18 protein-coding genes are annotated in these 22,293 nt (G+C 44.5%); 6 read left to right on the top strand and 12 right to left on the bottom strand.

Annotation, left to right across the window (positions count from 1 at the left end):
- The 5 genes from QVO88_RS06260 to QVO88_RS06240 form a co-directional block, all read left to right on the top strand.
- Positions 1 to 267, top strand: a 267-nt coding sequence (locus QVO88_RS06260; protein ID WP_288177833.1) for a hemolysin III family protein, incomplete at its 5' end; no start/stop codon positions are given.
- Positions 268 to 453: 186 nt separating this feature from the next.
- Positions 454 to 1,932: a 4-alpha-glucanotransferase gene (gene malQ / locus QVO88_RS06255; RefSeq protein WP_022287649.1), complete on the top strand. Its 1,479-nt coding sequence runs from the start codon at positions 454 to 456 to the stop codon at positions 1,930 to 1,932.
- 707 nt (positions 1,933 to 2,639) lie between these two features.
- On the top strand, positions 2,640 to 5,021 hold the full coding sequence (locus QVO88_RS06250) for a glycogen/starch/alpha-glucan phosphorylase (RefSeq protein ID WP_022287648.1): 2,382 nt from the start codon (positions 2,640 to 2,642) through the stop codon (positions 5,019 to 5,021).
- 216 nt (positions 5,022 to 5,237) lie between these two features.
- Complete coding sequence (locus tag QVO88_RS06245) at positions 5,238 to 5,792, top strand: phosphatase PAP2 family protein (RefSeq protein WP_022287647.1); 555 nt, start codon at positions 5,238 to 5,240, stop codon at positions 5,790 to 5,792.
- A 119-nt stretch (positions 5,793 to 5,911) separates the two neighbouring features.
- The gene (locus tag QVO88_RS06240; RefSeq protein ID WP_022287646.1) at positions 5,912 to 6,712 is read left to right on the top strand and encodes a polysaccharide deacetylase family protein; all 801 of its coding nucleotides are present in this window, start codon (positions 5,912 to 5,914) and stop codon (positions 6,710 to 6,712) included.
- A 55-nt stretch (positions 6,713 to 6,767) separates the two neighbouring features.
- On the opposite strand, the gene QVO88_RS06235 is transcribed toward QVO88_RS06240, so the two are convergent.
- The 11 genes from QVO88_RS06235 to QVO88_RS06185 form a co-directional block, all read right to left on the bottom strand.
- On the bottom strand, positions 6,768 to 7,757 hold the full coding sequence (locus QVO88_RS06235) for a TPM domain-containing protein (RefSeq protein WP_022287645.1): 990 nt from the start codon (positions 7,755 to 7,757) through the stop codon (positions 6,768 to 6,770).
- 18 nt (positions 7,758 to 7,775) lie between these two features.
- A complete protein-coding gene (locus tag QVO88_RS06230) occupies positions 7,776 to 8,771 on the bottom strand; it encodes a hypothetical protein (protein ID WP_022287644.1) in 996 nt (331 codons plus the stop codon).
- A 41-nt stretch (positions 8,772 to 8,812) separates the two neighbouring features.
- Entirely contained in the window at positions 8,813 to 9,916 is a 1,104-nt protein-coding gene (locus tag QVO88_RS06225) for a TraB/GumN family protein (RefSeq protein WP_022287643.1), read from the bottom strand.
- A gap of 86 nt (positions 9,917 to 10,002) precedes the next feature.
- Complete coding sequence (locus QVO88_RS06220; protein ID WP_022287642.1) at positions 10,003 to 11,712, bottom strand: mismatch repair ATPase (MutS family); 1,710 nt, start codon at positions 11,710 to 11,712, stop codon at positions 10,003 to 10,005.
- Positions 11,713 to 11,722: 10 nt separating this feature from the next.
- Positions 11,723 to 12,097 carry a hypothetical protein gene (locus tag QVO88_RS06215; RefSeq protein WP_022287641.1) on the bottom strand — a complete coding sequence of 125 codons (375 nt, stop codon included), beginning with the start codon at positions 12,095 to 12,097 and terminating at the stop codon, positions 11,723 to 11,725.
- Between the two features lie 2 nt (positions 12,098 to 12,099).
- The gene (locus tag QVO88_RS06210) at positions 12,100 to 12,840 is read right to left on the bottom strand and encodes a type 1 glutamine amidotransferase (RefSeq protein ID WP_022287640.1); all 741 of its coding nucleotides are present in this window, start codon (positions 12,838 to 12,840) and stop codon (positions 12,100 to 12,102) included.
- 1 nt (position 12,841) lies between these two features.
- Complete coding sequence (locus QVO88_RS06205; protein WP_022287639.1) at positions 12,842 to 14,191, bottom strand: MurT ligase domain-containing protein; 1,350 nt, start codon at positions 14,189 to 14,191, stop codon at positions 12,842 to 12,844.
- A 137-nt stretch (positions 14,192 to 14,328) separates the two neighbouring features.
- Positions 14,329 to 15,054 (bottom strand): amino acid ABC transporter ATP-binding protein, encoded by a 726-nt coding sequence (locus tag QVO88_RS06200; protein ID WP_022287638.1) that lies wholly within the window; start codon positions 15,052 to 15,054, stop codon positions 14,329 to 14,331.
- A complete protein-coding gene (locus tag QVO88_RS06195) occupies positions 15,041 to 15,733 on the bottom strand; it encodes an amino acid ABC transporter permease (RefSeq protein WP_022287637.1) in 693 nt (230 codons plus the stop codon). The genes QVO88_RS06200 and QVO88_RS06195 overlap by 14 nt, the downstream gene beginning before the upstream one ends.
- Before the next feature lie 68 nt (positions 15,734 to 15,801).
- The gene (locus QVO88_RS06190) at positions 15,802 to 16,581 is read right to left on the bottom strand and encodes a transporter substrate-binding domain-containing protein (protein ID WP_022287636.1); all 780 of its coding nucleotides are present in this window, start codon (positions 16,579 to 16,581) and stop codon (positions 15,802 to 15,804) included.
- Between the two features lie 213 nt (positions 16,582 to 16,794).
- Complete coding sequence (locus tag QVO88_RS06185) at positions 16,795 to 17,430, bottom strand: peptidylprolyl isomerase (protein ID WP_022287635.1); 636 nt, start codon at positions 17,428 to 17,430, stop codon at positions 16,795 to 16,797.
- Between the two features lie 231 nt (positions 17,431 to 17,661).
- Between QVO88_RS06185 and QVO88_RS06180 the strand changes: the two genes are divergently transcribed.
- A complete protein-coding gene (locus QVO88_RS06180) occupies positions 17,662 to 20,337 on the top strand; it encodes a YfhO family protein (protein WP_288177829.1) in 2,676 nt (891 codons plus the stop codon).
- Between the two features lie 126 nt (positions 20,338 to 20,463).
- On the opposite strand, the gene QVO88_RS06175 is transcribed toward QVO88_RS06180, so the two are convergent.
- Complete coding sequence (locus QVO88_RS06175) at positions 20,464 to 22,116, bottom strand: glycosyl hydrolase (RefSeq protein WP_022287633.1); 1,653 nt, start codon at positions 22,114 to 22,116, stop codon at positions 20,464 to 20,466.
- Positions 22,117 to 22,293 lie beyond the last annotated feature (177 nt).

The raw sequence follows: 22,293 nt of genomic DNA, 5'->3' as shown, positions 1-22,293 counted from the left end.
ATTGACCTTGAAAAGTTCCGCAAGCCTTCTGTTGTTTGCTATATTGCAATGGGCTGGGTAGTTATAATCGCTGTCAAGCCTATGATAGAAAAGGTTTATCCTCTGTCCTTATGGTTTATCCTTATAGGCGGACTTTTCTACACTGTGGGCGTTATTTTCTATGTTAAAAAGAGCAAGAAATATTTTCACTCAATATGGCATTTGTTCACCATTGCGGGAAGTGCTTTCCACTACTTTGCGGTGCTTATGATGATAACACATGAATAAAAGATCATCCCGAGGGTTTGCGCTCTCGGGATTTTTCTGTTTAGAGAAATTATTTCTAAAATGAAATATATGGCGGTTTTTCTATTGCAAAAATGGCTGAAAAGTAGTATAATCATAATGATGTATTATATGTGACTGCACTGAAAATTTCACATGGGTGCGGTTTTGACATGAAAGGAGCATTTTATGCGTAGATCGGGTATTTTAATGCACATATCCTCTCTGCCTAACGATTATGGTATCGGCAAGCTTGGCAAGGAGGCTTATGCTTTTGTGGATTTTCTTGAAAAGGCTCACCAAAAATGTTGGCAGATACTTCCCATATCTCCTACAAGCTATGGTGATTCGCCATATCAGAGCTTTTCTGTTCATGCCGGAAATCCATACTTTATAGACCTTGAAGCTCTGGAGAAAGAGGGTTATCTGAAACCTGCGGAATACAAGGATATTGAGTGGGGCGATGACAAAGGGTCTGTTGACTACGGCAAGATATACGAGGTCATTTTCAAGGTGCTTAGGACGGCACACAAGCGTTTTCGCAAGAAGCCTGAAAAGGCATACTCAAAATTCGTGGTGGAAAACAAAGACTGGATATACGATTACGCTTTGTTTATGTCACTGAAATTTGCCAATAAGGGCAAGGCTTGGTATGAATGGGACGAACCGCTGAAAATGTACAAGCCTAAGGCGATAAAAAGTGCTAGAAAAGAATATGCAAATGATATAGACTTCTGGTGCTTTGTGCAGTATAAATACTTCCAGCAGTGGAAAAAGCTAAAGGCTTATGCCAACGAAAAGGGCATCGAGATAATAGGCGATATCCCCATATATGTGGCATATGACAGTGTTGAGGTGTGGAGTACACCGCAGTATTTCAGCCTTGACAAGGAGAAAAAGCCTGTTGAGGTGGCAGGATGTCCACCTGACGCATTCACGGCGGACGGTCAGCTTTGGGGCAACCCTCTTTACAACTGGGAATACATAGCAAGAGATAAATTCCGCTGGTGGGTAGATCGTATAAAGGCGGCTTCTGACACCTATGACGTGGTGAGAATAGACCATTTCAGGGGCTTTGAAAGCTATTACTGCATACCATACGGTGCAAAGAACGCCAAAAAGGGCAAGTGGAGAAAAGGTCCTGACATGAGGCTTTTCAAAGAAGTGAGAAAACAGCTTGGGGACGTGAAGATAATCGCAGAGGACTTGGGTTTTCTTACAAAGCACGTTGTAAAAATGCTCAATGCAAGCGGATATCCTGGCATGAAGGTGCTGGAGTTCGGCTTTGATTCTGATAATACAAACGGCTATCTGCCCCACAATTTTAAGACCACAAACAGCATTTGCTATACAGGTACGCACGATAACGAAACCATACTTGGCTGGATAAAGAGCTGTGACGAAAAGACCAGAAGCTACTGCAAGGACTATCTTGGAGTTACAAAAGACGAGTTCGTGCCTTGGGCAATGGTAAGACTTTGTTGGTCCAGCGTGTGTGATACAGCTATCGCACAAATGCAGGATATACTTTGCCTTGACGATAAAGCCAGAATGAATACACCGTCAACAGTGGGAGCAAACTGGAAGTGGAGATTGGAAAGCTTTGATAAGCTTGATAATACTTTGGCGGAGAGATTGGCGAAGATAACAGCGGTGTATGGCAGATAGAGCAAGGATGAATGAGGAATGAGGAATGAGGAGTGAGGAATGTGCATAGCTGACCGAACAAATCACAAGAATGGAGTAAAATAAAACACCGAGCGAAGCGAGCAAAAGGTCCAGGGGCACGCCCCTGGTCAGGGTCAAGGGGTGAAACCCATTGCAGGGTCTAGGGACAGAGTCCCTAGCGGAGTTTGAGGCAGAGCCTCAATAGGCGTAAGCCTACAAGCGGTGCAGAGTAAAACTAAAAAGCACATGAAAGTTTGATACCAGATAAAAGTAATATCGGAGAATTAAATCTGCACCGCTTTTCTATCCCTTAGCGCAACGTAGATCCGCAAAGAGCGACAGCGATTTTGCGGCAGAAGAAAGTTGACCAAAACATTGTAGGGAAACGGCTCAATTTCTGTTTCACAGAAATGTGACGTCCCACTCGAAGTGACAAGGTTTGGATTTTCCAGAATTTGCGCAAAGCAACATTGTGCGGATAACACAAATGAGATTGCAGTCGAAACGGCGAGGGGTACGGGACGCCGATGGCGTCGTCCCATACAGGTGTGATAGGGTAGGTTTTAGTTCTATCCCATAATGTTGTTGCCGTGGGTTTGTTTCTTCGACGGGCAAACGATGTTCGCCCCTACCATACGTTATGCGGATAATAACAAAGTACAAAATGCAATAGAATACATAAAATATCAGAAAGGATAAAAAAACCAATGAACAAAGAACTGTTTTACAGCGAACTTAGTAAAGACCTGAAAAAGAAGTTTGGCACGAGCGTTGAAAAAGCTCTGCCTTGGCAGCTCCACGAAAGCCTGTCGGCTACTGTTATGGAGCTTATTGACAACGATTGGGAGAACAGCAGAAAGGCTCACCTTGACAGCCGCAGAGCCTGCTATCTCTCTATGGAGTTCCTTATGGGCAGAGCCGTTTATAACAATCTCCTTTGCCTTGGTATCACTGACGAGGTGGACGAGCTTTTGAAGGCTCACGGCAGAAGTCTTAATGACCTTGAAGAAATAGAGGACGCTGCCCTGGGCAACGGCGGTCTTGGAAGACTTGCCGCTTGCTTCCTCGATTCCGCCGCCGCTCATGACCTGCCTTTGGACGGCTACGGAATAAGATACAAGTATGGTCTTTTCAAGCAGAAGATAGTTGACGGCTTCCAAAAGGAAGAAGCTGACAACTGGACTAAGTACGGCGACCCTTGGTCTAAGAGATGCGAAAATGACAAGGTAGTCGTTAAATACGGCGACCAGACTGTTTATGCTGTGCCTTATGATATGCCTGTTATCGGCTTTGGCACTAAGAACGTTGGCACACTCAGACTTTGGCAGGCTGAGAGCGTGGAGGATTTCGACTTCGCTCAGTTCGACTGCGGAAACTATGACGGTGCTGTAAAGGCTAAAAATGACGCTGAGAACATCTCAAAGGTGCTTTACCCTAACGATAACTGTGAAGAGGGCAAGATACTCAGACTTAAACAGGAATATTTCTTCTCCTCCGCTTCTGTGACGGATATTCTCAAAAAGCATTTGGCTAAGTTCGGCACTCTTGACAACCTTGGCGACTATATTACTATCCAGCTTAATGATACTCACCCTGTTATCGCTGTACCAGAGCTTATAAGACAGCTTTGTGCTGAGCATAGCTATGACTTTGACAAGGCTTTTGAGATCGCCCACAAGGTCTTTAACTACACAAACCACACTATCATGGCTGAGGCTCTTGAAAAGTGGGATTGCAGACTTGTGGAAAAGGTAGTGCCTGAGGTCTATACATATATCCTTATGATAAACGAGCGTTTTATAAAGGATATGTACGCTCTCAAAAAGGACAGAGAGTATATCTCTAAGCTTTCTCCTGTTGGCGACGGCATGGTAAAAATGGCGTTTATGGCTATCTATGTTTCAAGCTATATAAACGGTGTTGCGGCTATCCACACTGATATACTGAAAAAGGACGCTCTCAAAGACTGGTATGAGCTTTATCCTAAGAGATTTCAGAACAAGACCAATGGTATCACACAAAGACGTTGGCTCGCACTTTGCAACCCTGAGCTTTCCGCACTTATCACAAAGCTTCTTGGCAATGCAGATTGGGTGAAGGACTTGGACGAGCTTAAAAAGCTTGAAAAATATGCTGATGATGAGGCTGTGCTCAACGAGTTCATGGCTGTTAAGGAGGCGCAGAAAAACCGCCTTGCCGCTTTTGTAAAGGAGCATGACGGTGTTGATATCGACCCGAACACTATTTTTGACATTCAGATCAAGCGTCTGCACGAATACAAGAGGCAGTTCTTGAACGCTTTGTCTATACTTTACATTTACTATGGTATCAAGGACGGCTCTATAAAGGACTTCACACCGACAACATTTATTTTCGGTGCCAAGTCTGCACCGGGATATCGCAGAGCTAAAGCTATCATCAAGCTTATTGGCGAGATAAGCAAGCTTGTGAACGCTGACCCTGACACAAAGGATCTTATTAAGGTGGTTTTCGTACAGAACTACAACGTTTCCTATGCGGAAAAGCTTGTTACTGCGGCTGATGTTTCCGAGCAGATATCTACGGCAGGCACTGAAGCAAGCGGTACAGGCAACATGAAACTTATGCTCAACGGTGCTGTTACGCTGGGAACTTATGACGGAGCTAACGTTGAGATAGTTCAGGAGGCAGGCGAGGAGAACAACTACATCTTCGGTGCAAGAGTAGAGGAGCTGGCTGAGATAATGCCAAAGTATGACCCTAGGGAGATACTTTTCTCAAACGACAAGATAAAGCGTGTTCTTGACAAGCTTATTGACGGCAGTCTTTCAGACGGCGGCGTTCCGTCCAACGAGGAGGGCAGCTTCAAGGAGCTTTACAAGGCACTCACTGACGGTGCAAGCTGGCACGTTCCTGACCACTACTACGTTCTTGGCGACCTTGAAAGCTATGTTCAGGCAAAGCTCAAGGTCAACGCAGACTACAAGGACAAGCTTGCATTCGCTAAGAAGTGCTGGCTGAACATTGCAAATGCAGGAAAGTTCTCTTCTGACAGAACTATCAAGGACTATGCAGAAAACATCTGGAAGATAGAGCCTGTTAAGCTGTAATTGGAAATCAAATTTCTATGCAAATTGAATTTGTTAAGGGTATCACACATGATTTTAAGCTTTTTATACACGAAAATGAACTTATCATAATATTAATTTGCGAAAATATGAACTAAAGCATTAATACACAAAGGACAGGCTCGTTTTTTGACGGGCTTGTCAGTTTTGATGTAAATATATCCAAGGGATAGATTTACATAAATGTCAGGAGGATAAATGTTAGACACCTTACTTAAACTAGACGGCGACATACTGTTATGGATACAGGACAACCTGCGTGCAGGGTGGCTCGACCCCATAATGAAGTTCATAACATATCTTGCAAACGGAGGTGCGTTATGGATAGGCATATGCGTTTTACTTCTCATACTGAAAAAGACTAGAACAACAGGCATCGTGTGTTCATGCTCCCTTGCGGTGACTTTTCTTATAAACAACATCATTCTCAAAAACATTATTGCCAGAACAAGACCTTACGAGGTGGTAGAGGGGCTTAACAGGATAATAGGTGCACAATCGGACTTCTCATTTCCCTCGGGACATTCGGGAGCTTCCTTTGCAGTGGCGGTGGTAATGTTCATGGAGATGCCGAAAAAATATGGCGTGCCTGCACTTATAGTGGCAACACTCATTGCGTTCTCACGGCTGTATGTTGGTGTACACTATCCATTCGACGTTATCGCAGGCGTTCTAACGGGAACGATTTATGCTGTTATAACAGTGGCAATATACAGAAAATTCTTCAAGGACAAGAAACATTCTGAAAAATAAAAGACATTTGACGGGCGGTTTTTGACCGCCCGTTTTTTGTTGCTTTATCATCAAATTCTATTGAAAATCAAGTGGAAATATGCTATCATAGAGATAATAAATATGAAGGAGAAAATCATATGAAAAAGGTGCTTAAGACTATTCTTATGGGTGCGGTGGCGTTCAGTCTTGCTATGGGAGTGGGCTGTGGGACTGGTGAAAACAGCAGTCTGGAACAAGAAAGCTCAAAGGCTGAGGACAGCAGTTCACAGAATAAGCGCAGACAGCTTCGTGACAAGTCTGACTACGGAAAAGTGATAGCCCTCACTTTTGATGACGGCCCTAACACTGACACAACTCCCCTTGTTCTTGACAAGCTTGAAGAACACGGCATTGTGGCTTCGTTTTTCGTTATCGGAAACAACATCACAGACGAGAGTGCAGAGGTCATGAAGCGTGCTTACAACATGGGCTGTGACATTGAAAACCACTCTCAGAGCCACCCTGACATGACAAAAATGACCGCAGAGGAAATAAAGGCCGAGATAGACTTTACCTCTGACAAGGTGGAAGAGGCTGTTGGCGAACGTCCACAGTTTTTCCGTCCGCCATATATTGCGGTGAACCAGACAATGTTTGACGTTATAGATATGCCGTTTATATGCGGATACGGTGCAGAGGACTATAACAATGCCATAGGCGTTGAGGAACGTGTTGAAAAGGTGCTTGCACAGGCTAGGGACGGCGGCATTATCCTGCTTCACAATATGAACGGAAACGTTCAGACAGTTGAAGCCCTTGATAAGATAATCCCTGCGCTCAAAGAACAGGGCTACGAGTTCGTTACCATAACAGAGCTTTTCCACGCAAAGGGAGTTGCCATTGACCCTGACTCCGAGATAATCTACAGCTATGCTGAGCAGACAGAGATGTACGGCTAAAAATGACAAACAAAACCGCCTGAGAGAAATAGCTTCTCAGGCGGTGATTTTTTTATCAAGTAAATCGTGCCCCAGGCTGATCCTCTGGTGGGATAGGCGCTCCGCAATGCGGACATTCTGTACAGGTGTCTACGACATAGGTATAGCCGCAATATTCGCAGGCTTTTTCCTGAGCTGCGTCAGAACACGGCTTTGCTTTGGCATATTTTCTCGCCTTTGGATTTATGCCTATCATAAGGCAGGCGTGCAGACACACAAATGCCAGAATGGCGATCGAAGTAAATAGCATAGCCCAATTCACTTTACTCTTCATTACGGTAGGCGTCAGGTCGTCAAATGATGTGCTGATAGCCGAGGACACTGTATAGCGTGTTCTCGCTGTGAGATTTTTCTGCAGCTCGTCATTGAAGCTGTTCGTTACAGATTTTGTCAGAACATCATCTGTATCATTGCCCTGCATACCCTCCCAATACCAATCCTCATAGCCGTCAGAGGAAGAATAGCCGTCAGGAGTAGAGTAAACTATGAGCCAATGGCTCTCGTCCGCAAAGTGGTTCACATACAGATCATAGGCATAGTTTTCAAGATCTGAATAATTTCCCTGCCAATCGGAATTTTCCACTGTTATGACCGCAGGTGAGATACCGGTGCGGTTATAAAATGCCACCAGCGAGTTCCTAAGCTCTGCGGTGTTGCCAAGGACATTTGCTTTATCCTCCACAACTATTTTATAATCATAATTTTGGGGAAGCTTATGAGGGTGATGATAAGCCTCGGCAAACATAGAAAATGTGAATAAAATAAACGGCAGATAGAAAAGCAGCATAAGAAATCTCAAAGGACTTCTTTTTTCGGTTATGTCATAATCTGCATAGACATAGACAGGTCTGTGATGATCATAATATACATATCTTCTTGCGTCCGGGAAATAGGTGCTTCTTACGTGGCGTGAGCTTCTTCCTGAGCCTCCGTGCGAATGGCTGCTGTGATGCGAGCCTCCGTGTGATCCTCCTCCGTGAGAGCCTCCTCCCGATGAATGTGGCATTTATTATTTACCCCTTTCTTATTTTTTGGCAGCATCTGCGACAGGCTGTTCTGTTTCCACGTTATGTGGTCTGAGCGGCGCTCCGCAGTGTGGGCACTCATGACAAGTGCCGATAACATAGACATTTCCGCAGTATTCGCAGGTGTCCTCTTTTGCATCATTTGCACATTTCACTGCGCTTCGGTAAGCCTTTTTATTCGTGATAAGCGTCTGATATATCTCATAAGCCCCGATACCTGACAAGAGAAGTCCCCATATCACGAACAGCCACTCTACATGACCGTCCATAACGTTTGGCGTAGTTTCATCAAAAGCCGCTGCTATAGCAGAGCTGACATCATAACGGCTGTTGGCGGTAAGATATTTCTGCATAAGATCTTTGAAATCGTCTGCTACATCTACAGTTATGATATTGTCGGTATCATCGCCCTGCATACCCTCCCAGTACCAATCGTTAAAATCAGGGTCGGGAGATGTAGGTTCAGAATAAACCACCAGCCAATGCTCCTCGTCGTCAAATTCCGTCACATACATATCATAGGCAAAGTCCTCTAGCTTTGAATAGCTTCCCTGCCAATCCTCGTTGTTCACTGTCATTACCTCAACAGGTATACCCGTTTCGTCATAGAAATCATCTATTGCGCTTTGCACCATATCGGCATCGTCAATTACCCCTGCACAGTCCACTATCTCACAGCTATAAGAAGGACTTGTATCCATTTTTTGTGGCTTATCATAGCACATGGCAAGAAGCATGATACCAAAGAGCAGGCTGACAGCACTGCCAAGTATACTGAAAAACTTACCTGAAGCGGTCCCCTTGCGAATATCATAGTCAGCATAGACATAGACAGGACGGTAGTTCTCATAGTATACGTATCTTCTTGCCCCAGGAAAGCTTGTGTGCTTTATGTGTTTAGCACTCGACCCTCCCGAGCTTGATGAAGAGCTGGAAAAGCCTGAGCCGCTGTGTGACCCTCCGCTGTGAGAGCCTCCCCCTGATGAATGTGGCATTTATTTTTTACCCCTTTCCCCTATACAAATCTATAAATCCATCAATACTGCACACGCTCGGCTGTGTAGCCGTCTTTTTCAAGCAGGTCGATTATTCCTCCCTCGCCTGCATAGTGTGCCGCACCAACAACATAGAACACGTTCTTGCCCTGAGACATAAGATCCTCGGCAGCTTTTGCCATGTTCTTGTTTCTGTCATAGAGCATTTGGTTATTATAATCCTCGGCGATCTTTTTGTCCTCCTCGGTATAGCCTGCAAGCTCCTCCTCGTTATCTTCCTCAAGGAAGGTTTCGATATCTCCCGACTTCCATGCGGTATAGAGGTCTTCAAGAGCCTGCTTTTGGCTCTCCTTGGTTTCACCCTCGTAGCTTCTGAACATAAGGTCATAGATATCGTCAGAGAAGTTTATGAGCATATTCATCTGGAAATCCACCGACTCAACTTCGTATATCTCCTTGCCGTCTGCGTGGGCAGTGGTAAGAAGGAAGTTATCAAGACCCTTTTCCGTGTCAAAGTCGGAATCCTGAATAAGCAGGGTATCAAGAGTGCTTGAAACAGCCCATGGTCTGTAGACCTCCAGGGCGGAGATATCCATGCCCCAATAGCCGAGATATGTTTGCAGTGCTGAATATGCTTCCTCGGAAATATGCTGGCTGAGCTTTGTGTTATCATTATAAAGCATTTGTTTCATAAGATTTTTCATATACTCGCCGTCCTCGCTTGTGGAGGTTATATCGCACTCCACCGCAAGTATATCAGCATTGTTATACGCATTCGTTACTGCCTCAGGGAGCGGATAGCACTCGTCTTTCAGTGCATGGAAAGAGCCGAGCATCACCATTGTGTTGCCCTCAGGTGAAGTCACTTTCCACATAGCAGGTGTGATACCGTTCGTCTTTGTATCGTCCGTTACCGCTGATGAGCTGTCTGAAACACTGCTGTCAGGTGCAGAAGTGGCAGAAGCTGTACTGCTCGCCTCCCCTGTGGTGGTTGTATCAGCCGTTGTATCGGCTGTTGTAGTTGTGGCTGCCTTTGAGCTGCTGTCGGTCTGTGAACTGTCAGGCACCTCTCCGCATGAGCAGAGAAGTGCGGCGCACATTGCAGCGACTGTAAAAAGGCTCAATGTTCTATGTATCTTTTTCATGGTTTTATCTCCTGTCTTCATAGTTGTATGTTTCAGTATATCACACATCAAAGAAATTTTCAAGTATGGTTACAATTTTGTAATAGTCAGGCTTTATTCTCTCTTATACGCTTTTCTATCGTTTCCATATCTATGCCGTATTGTTTAAGGATAGTCTGAGCGAAGCTGTTGTCACGGGGCATTCCACGGACTATCTTATACTTTCGCTCTCCTGTTTCATCATCTGCGTCGGCGACAATGCTTGCAAGCTTTGTTCTGAGCGTACTGTCTTTATTAAGCTTCACGGTCTTGTATGCGATATCCACAAGATGTGTTGCAAAAACTCCTCTTACGCCCATTTTGCAGAATATCCTCAAAAGCTCGCAGGCGACCTCAACACACTCCCTTGGGGTTGTGCTTTGGATAGACTCGTTCATAAGAAGCAGGCTGTTTGCTGTGATAGTGTCGCTTATTTCACGGAACTCTTTTATCTCTGTGGTGAAACGGCTTGTGTCGATACCTGTTTTTTCCTCTTGTGGGAACTGAGTGTAGATATAGTCCACAAGGGATATTTCACAGTATGAAGCAGGCACATAAAGCCCTGTCTGCGCCATTATCTGACACAGACCGACCGCACGGAGAAATGTGGTCTTTCCGCCATTGTTTGCGCCCGTAAGCACATAAAAGCCCTCGCTGTCACCTCCCATGGTGATATCGTTTGTGACAACGGATTTTTTCTCCTTGTGGTCAAGATTATATATTCTGGCTTCACGGAAATAAACAGGGTCAAAGATATCCTTTATGACGGCTTTTCTCTCACCTGCAGGAAGAATTTTCGGACGGCACATTTTAAGCCCCTGATCTTCGCAGGCTTCTATCATAGCCACTGCGCCCATGTAATATTCAAGCTGATAGTCTATATAGCGCATATCGGCAATGCCTGCTTTCTGATACTCAGCAAGCACCTTGTCTATCATTTTCACAAAAGTATCAGTAAGATCGCTAAGCTCGTCAAAAAGGGTCTTATCCACAGTGTTGATAAGCTTATCGTCAGACACCTCGCTGTCATTATACTTTTTTCTGAGATTTTTCACAACAGCCTTATCGTTGAACTTTGCCCCATGATAAAGTATCCTGTCAACAAGGGACGGTTTTATATCGTAACGCTCTTTTGAAAGCTCTATAATGCCTGCTGAAACAGGAACTAGCCTTTCATCGAGGTTTATGGCGACTGTAACGCTTCGTATGCGGTCATAGAGTGCCTTTTTAAGCTTCTCTATCTCACCCTTCAGGGATATATAATGCTTGTCGCCGTAATGCTCCTCAAAGAACGCAAAAAGCTTTTTTACGCCCTCTGAGCGTATCTTATCTTTCATTTTTCCATAAAAATCGTGCATTATCTCCATGCACCGTATGTAAGCGTCAAAGCCGCTTATGGCATCATCAAGCTGTGAAAAGCTGTCGGGAGTAGTAAGATTATAGATGTTCTTTCTGTCATTTTCCACCATGACGTTTATCACCTTGCGTATGGTGGCAGACAAGGACGGAAGCCTTATGAAATCATCAAGGATATCAAGGCGGTAGTTTATTACCTCCTCATCGTCGCAAACCTCACAAAAAAGCCTCATTACACGATACTGGTAATGGGGCGTGATAAAATCAGCCACCTTTTCAAGCTCCAGATTGTCAACAAACGCTCTGGGGAGCTTTTCAAGGGCGGCAGCTCTTTTTTTCATTGCGTTGTGCTTTTCCACAGAGGGATAAAGCAGGTCAGCCACAGGGGCTTTAATATCAAATTCGTCAAGTTTTGAAGCCATTTTCGTTTCCTCACTGGTCTTTGGCAAGGGCTTTCAGGTCTATTATTATGCCCACCTTTGCAAGAGCCTTTGACATAAGCTCCGCACTTAGGGGGTAGATATCAGTTTTTCCGCACTCGTGGTCATACTCGTATCTGAAAAACTGCACATAATTCTCCTGATAATCCTCAGACGTATAAACTTTTCCCATGATATATTTATTTTTTATGGCATAATAGTTCACAGGCTTGAGCCTGAGAATAGCTTTCGGATCGGCAGACATTTCCGATGCGAGGGTATCAAAGCCCTCGTCAACGTAGTTTATTTTTCTGCACTTCATATCCTTTATTTTCTTTTTCAGAGGCGGCTCGCTCTGAGCCTGCTTCTTTTTGAACAGTGAAAACATTTTTACACACCAAGCCTCTCAAAAAGCTGTTTGCGGCAATCCTCTTCAAGCTTATCGTTTATAGGTGCGGGGATATACTTTTCGCCAAACTTACGGCTCATGCAATATGAAATAACATAGTCGCTGACCTTTGGATTTTTTGACAGAAGCGGACCATGGAGATAGGTTGCGATAACGCTTTTTTCCATATAGCCCTCGGTACTGCTCTCAAACTCGTTGCCGTTGCCTGAGAGGACTTTTCCGAAGGGTGACTTGACGTTGGTGGTCTGTCCGCCGTGGTTTTCAAAGCCTATGACCTTATACTTCTCGCCGTCAAGCTGAGCTTCTATAACGATATTTCCGATACATCTGCATCTTTTATCGGTAGACGCCACAGTATAGTAATCAAAAAGTCCCAATCCCGGCACTTTCTCACCGTTTGAGTCCTTATAATACTGACCCATAAGCTGATAGCCACCGCATATCATCAGGAAAAATGTTCCTGCCTTATAAGCTTCCATGATACTGTCCTTGCAGGAAACAAGGTCATCTGCAAGTATCTGCTGTTCAAAGTCAGCACCGCCGCCAAGATAGATGATATCATACTGGGTGAAATCAGTTTCCTTGTCACCAATAAGATGCTTTGAAACTTCCAGCTCTATGCCACGCATTTTACAGCGGTAAGAAAGCACTTCAACGTTGCCGCTGTCGCCATAGAGGTCAAGCATATTTGGATACATATGAAGAATTTTCAGCTTTTCCATTTTACTTTTCCTCCCCGTTTTCTTTCAGGCTCTTGTATCTTTTTATTGCGGCTCTTGTCGGCTGGATAGCAGTATAATTGGCTATGGCGAACTTATCACCCTTTGTGGAGAAGAGTGACGCTGTTGCTTCGTCAAGGTCAGGATAAACGAATATCTTGTCAGGGTCATAGCCTGAGCATTTTATTCTTATGGCAATATCATATGCCCTCGTACCAGAAGTCACAACTCTGTCAACATTATTGAACACAGAGAAGTTTATATCCCATATCCAAGAAACGTCATGGCCGTCTGCAAGGTTATCGTTAAGGACAAAAAGCAGTTCCTTTGAGCCTGCCTGCTCGTTCATCACACGCAGGGTCATATTTGCGCCAACAGGGTTTTTGGCAAGGTTCACAAGAAGGCTTGAGCCGTCAACCTCAAAGCGTTCAAGTCTGCCGTTATTCACCTCGAAATGCTCGAAAGTGTCATGCAATATAGCCTTATCAAAATTATAGAGCTTTGCGGCGGTATAGACAGCCGCCATGTTATACATATAATAGATACTGTTATGAGCGGTCTTATATGTTTCCCCGTCTGCTTCAAAGGACGGAACAGTCAGGTCAACGTTCTTTATCTCCACCTCAGGCTCGATATTGCCGAAACCACACTTTGGACAATGGAACTTGCCGATATGTGAATACTGATAATAGTCATAGACAAGCTCAGTATCGCAGAAAGGACAGAACTTGCCCTCGCCCACCTCATAAGGCTTATCCGTTGCGCCCTGATATCTGTCAACGCTGAAATAGTGGATATTCTTATTATTGGGGTTAGCAAGTCCAAGTCTTGCCACGTTTGGGTCATCGGCATTGAGAACAACGTTGCCCTCAAATGTTTCAAGGAACTTTTTCACCTTGAGAATGAGTGTTTCCACCTCGCCGTTTCTGTCAAGCTGGTCACGGAAGAAATTCAGCAGAACAAGGGTCTGCAAATTGAGCTTTGAATAGACCACAGGAACGTGTGACTCGTCAGTTTCAAGCACAAGATAATCGGCACGGACTCTTCCCCTCATATCGCAGTGATTGAGCAGGAGGGAGCATATGCCCGTATCAAGGTTATTTCCCTCAGGGTTTGTGATTATCTTCTTTCCACCGCTTGCAAAAATGTGGCTGAGATAGTTTGTAACAGAGGTCTTGCCGTTGGTGCCTGTGACAGCAACGATAGGGCAATCCACCTTGAAAGCCTTAAGGCAGTCTTTATTTATAGTCCACAGCACAAGCCCAGGAAAGTTGCCTGCGTCCCTGCCAAGCAGGTGCAGAGTTTTTACCATAAGCTTGCCGAAAATAATGGTGAAAGCGTTTTTTAAACTCATTTATGTATCTCCTATTAAAATAAAGTCGTATAAAATAATAATAGACCATAACGCCCATAATGTCAAGCATTTTAGACCTTTGCAAACAAAAAAACACCGCACAAAGACGATAGACGCCCCTTGTGCGGTGTTGGCTTCTATATGATTTTTGAGAGAAAATCTTTCAAACGCTGATTTTCAGGGTGTGCAAAGAACTCTGACGGCTTGTTCTGCTCGAGTATTTTTCCGTCTGCCATAAACAGAACTCTTGAAGCAACTTCCCTTGCAAAGCCCATTTCGTGGGTAACGACAACCATTGTCATTCCGTCGTTTGCAAGCTGTTTCATAAGCTCCAGCACCTCGCCCACCATTTCAGGGTCAAGTGCAGAAGTAGGCTCGTCAAAAAGCATTACTTCAGGGTTCATCGCCAGTGAACGTGCAATGGCTATTCTCTGCTTCTGACCGCCTGAGAGCCTTGAAGGATACTCGTCAGCCTTATCAGGCAGACCAACTCTTTCCAAAAGCTCCTCCGCCTTTTTGTCGGCTTCATCGGCTGTCATAAGGCCAAGCTTCACAGGGGCAAGAGTGATATTCTTTTTTATTGTAAGATGTGGGAATAGGTTGAAATGCTGAAAAACCATGCCCATTCTCTGTCTGAGTTTGTTCATTTCATGCTCGTTCGCCTGAGTGATGTTCTCGCCCTCGAAGAAAATATCTCCAGAAGTAGGTCTTTCCATAAGGTTAAGACAGCGGAGAAAGGTGGATTTTCCTGAGCCTGACGGACCAACGATAACGACCTTTTCGCCCTTGTCGATAGTTTCGTTTATATCTTTCAGCACTTCGACCTCGCCGAAAGACTTGCTGAGATGTTTAACGTCTATCACTTTGCGACAGCCTCCTTTCAAGCTTTCCTACCAGATGAGTAAGCACAACTACCATTATAAGGTAGATAAGTGCAACTGTTATAAGCGGCATGAATGCCGAGAACGTCTGAGAACGGATTATATCTCCGCCCTTTGTAAGGTCCTGAATTGCGATATATCCTGCAACAGAGGTTTCTTTAAGCAAAACTATGCACTCGTTTGCAAGGGCAGGCAGAACAGTTTTAAAAGCCTGCGGAAGAACTATTGATATCATTGTCTGACGATAGCTAAGGCCAAGGCTTCTTCCTGCTTCAAACTGACCGTTGTCAACTGACATGATACCTGAACGGACTATCTCAGCCACATATGCGCCTGAGTTCACGCCGAATGCAAGCACAGCCACAAGAGTCTTGTCTATGTTCACACTTCCGAAAATAACAAAATATGTTATAAGGAGCTGAACTACCATAGGAGTTCCTCTTATCACTGTAAGATACACTCTGCAAAGGGCGTTGAGTATCTTCATTTTGCCTGTCTTATCATGAGTAGAGCGGACTATAGCCACAAGAAATCCCAACACAAAGCCAAGTATGACCGCAAAGAAGGTTATGATAAGTGTTGTTTTAAGACCATTGGTAAGATAATGCCAACGGCTCTCGTCCAAAAAATTTTGCTGGAAATCGTCGATCAATTTGTTCAATTCAGCACTTCCTGTTCTTTATCAAAATAATTTCGGCTGCCGCTCTACGACAGCCGAAGTGTGAAAAATTATTTCTTTCTTACGATTATTACCTGACTTGATGATGTGTAAGTGTCAGAGAAAAGAACGTTTTTCTCTCTGTCAGGTGTAACTGTCATACCTGCAACGCCAACGTCTGCCTTGCCTGACTGAACGGCTGAGATTATAGAATCAAATGCCATATCGTCTATCTTAAGCTCATAACCAAGCTTGTCGCAAACTGCCTGCATCATATCAGCGTCGATACCAACGACCTTATCGTTCTCTTTGCTCTCGTATGGAGGGAACTCAGCGTTTGTTGCCATTACAAGCGTACCCTTATCTCTGCTAACATTATCAGGGGACTTGTATGGGTTCTTGCCAGCGTTCTCGCCAACGTAGTTTGCCTTGATAGCGTCAAGTGTTCCGTCAGCCTTAAGCTCCTTGAGCGCACCGTTGACAGCTGTCTGAAGCTCAGTGTTGTCAAGCTTCATAGCGATAGCGTATTCTTCCTCAGCAAAAGGCTCGTCAAGTATTTCAAGATCGTCATTCTTCTCAACGAATACCTTAGCAGGCTCAGCGTCGATTATAACAGCGTCTATCTTGCCCTGCTTCAGAGCCTGAACAGCGTCAGCGCCCTTGTTGTATTTTTCTACCTTAGCGTCCTTAACGTCCTCAGCGTAGATATCGCCTGTTGTTCCAAGCTGAACACCGATAGTCTTGCCCTCCAGATCGTCAACGCTGTGAACTGTATTAGCAGGCACTCCGCAGCCTGCAAGCATTGTAACGCTCATTGCCACTGCAATAAGTCCTGCTGCAAATTTCTTCATAACATACATTCCTTTCAAAAATTGATAGCGACAGCCCTACGATACCGACTGTGCATAAACCTATATCATATATTATAACTGAACACACGGCTTTTTGCAATAGCTTTTATCAGTGATTTAATATATAAATTATGAATTTTTTGTTTTGCCAAACCATTTTAGTAAACAAAAAAGGTATCCACCCAATGGGGACACCTCTTTGTGAAAATCAGCTTAGAAATCCATTGTGAACTGAACTCTGTGGTTGCCGTCTGCGTCATCATCTATCATTTCAGCCTTTACGATAGTGATAGGCGTAACAGGCTTTGACTGTTCGTTGTCTGAACCTGTTGTTCTCTCAACTTTAAGAAAGTCATCAACAACGTCCATGCCCTCTGTTACCATGCCGAAAGCCGCATACTGTCCGTCAAGGAAAGTATCCTCATCGCTGTAGCAGATAAAGAACTGGCTTGAAGCACTGTCCATATCGCTTGCTCTTGCCATTGAAACAACGCCTCTTGTATGGCTCAGGCTGTTTTCAACGCCATTTGCTGAGAACTCGCCCTTGATAGTTTCCTTGCTTCCGCCTGTGCCGTCACCGTTAGGGTCACCGCCCTGTGCCATAAAGCCGTCTACAACTCTATGGAAAGTAAGTCCGTCATAGAACTTTTTCTTTACCAGCTTCTCGAAGTTCTCGCAGGTGATAGGTGCGTCATTGGCATAAAGCGTGATAACGAACTTCTTGTCAGTGTCAGCCGCAGAGGTCTGTGATGAGCTGTCACCCTTATCTCCGCAGGCTGTAAGAACTGCGCAGGCAAGCACGCCTGCTGTGCAAAGAGCCAATGCTCTGAATAACTTTTTAAGTTTCATTTTTTATCGTCCTTTCGATCATCATTATGGCATTTCTGCCTTTTCACTAGCCTATTATAGCACCTCCCTGGAAAAAAATCAACATCAGACCATGTTTTTCACAGAATTTTCATCATACGAAGCCTAAAGTTGGCTTATTTAATATTGATTTTTGGCTCTTAATGGAGTATAATTATAATGTTTTTTAAAGAAAAATATAAAAACTATGTTATGTATGGAGGACTGAACAAAATGGATAAGCTGAAAAAAGCTCTGCCCTTTATCTTCCCACCTCTGGCTGTATTGCTCATAATGGGATTTGCATTTTATCGGCATGGGCTTTACCCTTTTGGTGACGGCACTGTATCTTGGTGTGATATGTCACAGCAGGTGATACCTCTGCTCACCGACTTCAAGGATATTTTCACAGGCAAGGACGGAATGTTCCTTAACTTCCACAATGCAGGAGGAATGGACCTGTGGGGCGTTTTCTTCTTCTTTATCGCAAGCCCCTACACTTTGCTTGTGCTTTTCGTTGACAAGGCTGACATAATCTACCTTGTGAACATTCTCACAGTGCTTAAAATGATGACAGCGGCTGTAACGGCGCAGATATATTTCCGCTCCTGTCAAAAAAAGCTCGACCCTTACATTGGCGCTGTACTCAGCGTCATATACGCATTCTGCGGCTATGGAATGTTCTATTATCAGAACAACATATGGCTTGACATGATGTATCTTTTCCCTCTTCTTATGGTGGCATTCAGGGAGCTTTTCGAGAAAAAGCGCATTATCCCGTACACTGTCATGCTCACACTTATGATGATAGTGAACTACTACATCAGCTACATGATAGTTGTTTTCATAATGATTTTCATGGCTCTTTGCTGCTGGCGTTACCGCAAGGAAGAAAAATACAAGGTCGTTCCATGCAGATTTGTTATAGGCTCGCTCCTTGGTGCATTACTTTCAGCGGTGGTATGGATGCCATGCTTCCTGCAGTTTTTGTCAAGCGGACGTTCTAAATCAGTTATCCAACAGATCGAAACCGCCTCATTCATTACAAACTACAACACCACATTCTGCCTGCTGTTGTCAACGGCTTCGGTGATAGTGATAGTTGCGGTGTTTCTTCTTGACGGCAAAAAGAGAAGCAAGCGTCTTAACACCGACCTTATAATGCTCTTTTTGATGCTCGTACCTATTTTAATAGAGCCTGCGAACCTTATGTGGCACACGGGAAGCTATATGTCGTTCCCATGCAGATACGCTTTCATCACCATATTCTTTGCACTTATCTGCGCAGGATATTTTCTTTCATCGGAAAACGCAGTGGCAAAAGGAAAGAAAAACTGCGACCACTTTGTTATTTTCCTGATACTTGCGGCACTTGTCTACGGCTTTTACAACTTCTCTGAGGGCTTTGTTGAGAACAATCGTGACGGAATGTCAAAATACACTAAAAGCCTTTGGCAGGACAGCACCGCCTTTGAGCTTTGCCTTGAATTTTTCATTGTGGCGGCGGCTTTCTATACTGTTATCGTTCTGCTGCACAAAAAGGGCTGGATATCAAAGAAGATATTTGCTGTCTTCCTCGCAATGTTTGTTGCGGCTGAGTCATACGCAAACGTGAACATTTATATGGTATCTCCAAGCATGAACAATACTCTCCGTGCGGCTAATCATCAGAAGATAATGGATCTTTCAGACAGGCTTGACGAAACAGAGGGCTTTTACAGAGTAAAGACCACAAGCAAGCTTTTCGAGGTCAATCTGGTCGGCTCAATGGGCTACAATTCCCTGAGCCACTACACCTCCCTCACAAGCCGTGATTATATGTACATGATGAAGCAGCTTGGTTACTCCTCTTACTGGATGGAGGTAGGCTCATATGGCGGAACGGAGCTTACTGACGCTTTGCTGTCGGTAAAATATCTTATTGAAAAAAATACAGGCTCGGCTGACGCTGTATATTCAAACGATACCTACCAGATAGTGCCGACAGAATACTATCTCCCCCTTGGCATTGTGACCGACGCTGACCTGAGCGGCAGTGAGGAGCTTTCCACAGGCACAAGAAGCAACGTTCAGAAGAAGCTTTTTGAACAGCTTTTCGGTGGCAACGGTGACGAGCTTATCACAGACTACGAATACACCACGATCTATGGTGTGCAGGACGACAGTAACTTTAAACCGAACTACACCCTCACTACTACTAGCGATATAGCCTACATGGACTACAGCATAGATGTGACAGACAAGCAGACACTTTACTTTGACTGCTTCGACAAGCTTTCAAACAGCCTCAGCGAGGATATAAACGGAAGCTTCATGGTAACAGTGAACGGTCAGGTAAAGCAGATGGATTATCCGTCACAATCGAGCAACGGGCTTTTGAAGCTTGGGGAATTTGAAAATGAACACGTCAACGTGCGTGTGACCTTGAAGAAAGACATCACAAGCTGCCGTTCCTATGGCGTTTTCGGGCTTCACCACAATGTTCTTGAAAAGGCACTTGAGCAGGCACAGACCGCCGGTCTTACAGACAGTGACGGCAAGCTTTCAGGAAGCGTGAACGCAAAGGCAGGACAGAAATGTGTGCTTCAGATACCATATCAGGAGGGTCTGAAAATAAAGGTCAACGGCAAGGCTGTTTCATATGACAAGGTTTTCGGTGACCTTGTAAGCTTCGACTTGCAGGAGGGCGAGAACACAATAACTGTAACAAGCGTGCCAAATGGCTTTTATGCAGGTCTTACACTGACTATCGCAGGCATTGCGCTGACAGTAGGATATTTCTTCATAAGAAAGAAACTGAAATTCGAAGAAACTATGGAAGCCGCTGCACTTGTGGCTGTTATCGGTGCGGGAGCTATAGTGGTTATAGTGGTTTATGTTGCACCTTGCATACTGAATATTTATAGCTGATAATAAAATAGGACAGAACAATAATTCGGAACGTCGCATTTCTGTGAAACAGAAATTGAGCCGTTCCCCTACATAACAAAACTGCGGATAGCATTTTGCCGTCCGCAGTTTTTATTTTATCCGAATTTACTTATGCTCCTCCAGATACTTTTCAGTATCCATTGGATAACATTTCAGGTTTGGAAGCTCGTCAAGGGTGAGAACTCTTTCGCTGTTGTAGATCTTGTTCCACTCGTCAAATGTGGTGTACTGATCTGAAAGCTGTTTATCCTTGATACAGAACTCGCCGTTCCATGTACTGAACCACGCCCAGCGTGTGCCGTCGTTGAATGCTCCGTCAGGGTCGAACATCGAGCCGTTCTCTGTCATTGCGATTATCTTTTTTGTGGATGTGCTTGACTTCACAAGGTCATAATACCACTTCTGTGAAGAGCTGTCCTGCTCTGCAGGATAACAGTCATAGCCCATGATGTCAACATACTCATCACCCGGATACCAGTCAGGATTCTGTGCGTTCCATACCCAGATCAGGTTGTTAAGACCATACTCGTTTGTGAACTTGTCATACATAAGTTTCCAAAGCTGGATATAAGCGTCTTTTCCTGCCGAGCCCCACCAGAACCATGCGTTGCCAGGATATTTAGGGTCGCCTGCTGCCTCGTGGAGCGGTCGCCAAAGTATAGGCACGTTTGCGTCTGCAAGCTCTTTAAGTACCCCTGCCATATGGTCAAGGTCGGCTATGATAGAATCGTAGCCCTCTTTGTCCTCGCCACTGAGAGCCTTTGCAAGGTCGAAATCTGTGTATTCAGAATAGAAGCCCTGCCACCATGCTCCGCCGTTCTTTTCCAGGTTTTTCTCAGGGGCATACCAATGCCAGCAAAGTGAAACTATTCCGTTTTCATTGTTGTACCAATCCATAGCCTGCAAAGGTACCATATCTCCGCCGCCTGCGCCATGTGAAAGTGCGCTGTTTGAAAGGTTTGAAACGTCAAGACCAAGTATAGCAGGCGTCTTGCCTGTGTGCTTCTTTATCTCCTTGAACTCACGGCAGTCCTTGCCCTCGTTATCTCCTGAGAACTGACCTGAGATAGTATACTTGCCATAAACGTCCGTAAGGAAGTTATAAAGTCTTTTTGCCTCGTCAGAAGCGTTAGGATTTGAAAGCTGATTTGATACCTCATACTGTGAAAGGTCGATAGCAGGAGCTGGGGTTATCTTTATCTTGTCAATATAGATATGACCATTGTCGCCCTTTATGCCTACCTTATGAGTACCCTCGTCGATAAGCACATTTTCAGCCATAGTGTCGCCAAACTCTGTTGTGGTCGATGTGAAGTTTGTGAGCGCAGCACCGTCAACAGTGATAAGATTTGACTGACCCTCTCCGTCTGCCGCCATTGTGAGAGTGATATTATAGCTTCCCTTTGCAGGAAAATCTATCTCGAACTCCACCATATCTCCCGATGAGCCTATGGAAACGAAGCCATCGCCAGAAAACTTACCAAGAAAATTCTTATCAAGCACTGCCGCACCTCCCGAAAGAGTTCCTTTTTCCGCCTCGGACTCGTAGCTGAAATCCTCAGGAACGTCATACTCTGTCGTTACGTCTGAAAGATCGATGTTGCCCATATCCTCAACGACAGGGGCTGTTGTAGTGGTAGTCTCACCTGCTGACGAGCTGCCTGAGCTGCTGTTTCCTGTGCTGCTGCAGCCTGCTGCCGCACAAGCGATAAGCACTGCCATAGCGGCAGCAACTGTTCTTTTCATTATTTCACGCATAATGTTCTCCTTATCATTACTAATTAAAATATTCAAATTTTTATAAAGCCAAGTTTTGCGAAGCCCTCGCCTTTAGGCTTTATATTCCATACTTTTAAATATATCACATAAAAAATCATTGTCAATAGCCATTTTTAATGTTTAACATCGTGTTCAAAATTGATAACGTTTACTTTT

Source organism: Ruminococcus sp. CAG:57, from assembly GCF_000435935.1.
GTDB classification, from domain to species: Bacteria; Bacillota; Clostridia; order Oscillospirales; family Ruminococcaceae; genus Hominimerdicola; species Hominimerdicola aceti.
Note: the sequence above shows the minus strand (reverse complement) of the source record. Positions and strands in the feature narration are given on the sequence as shown.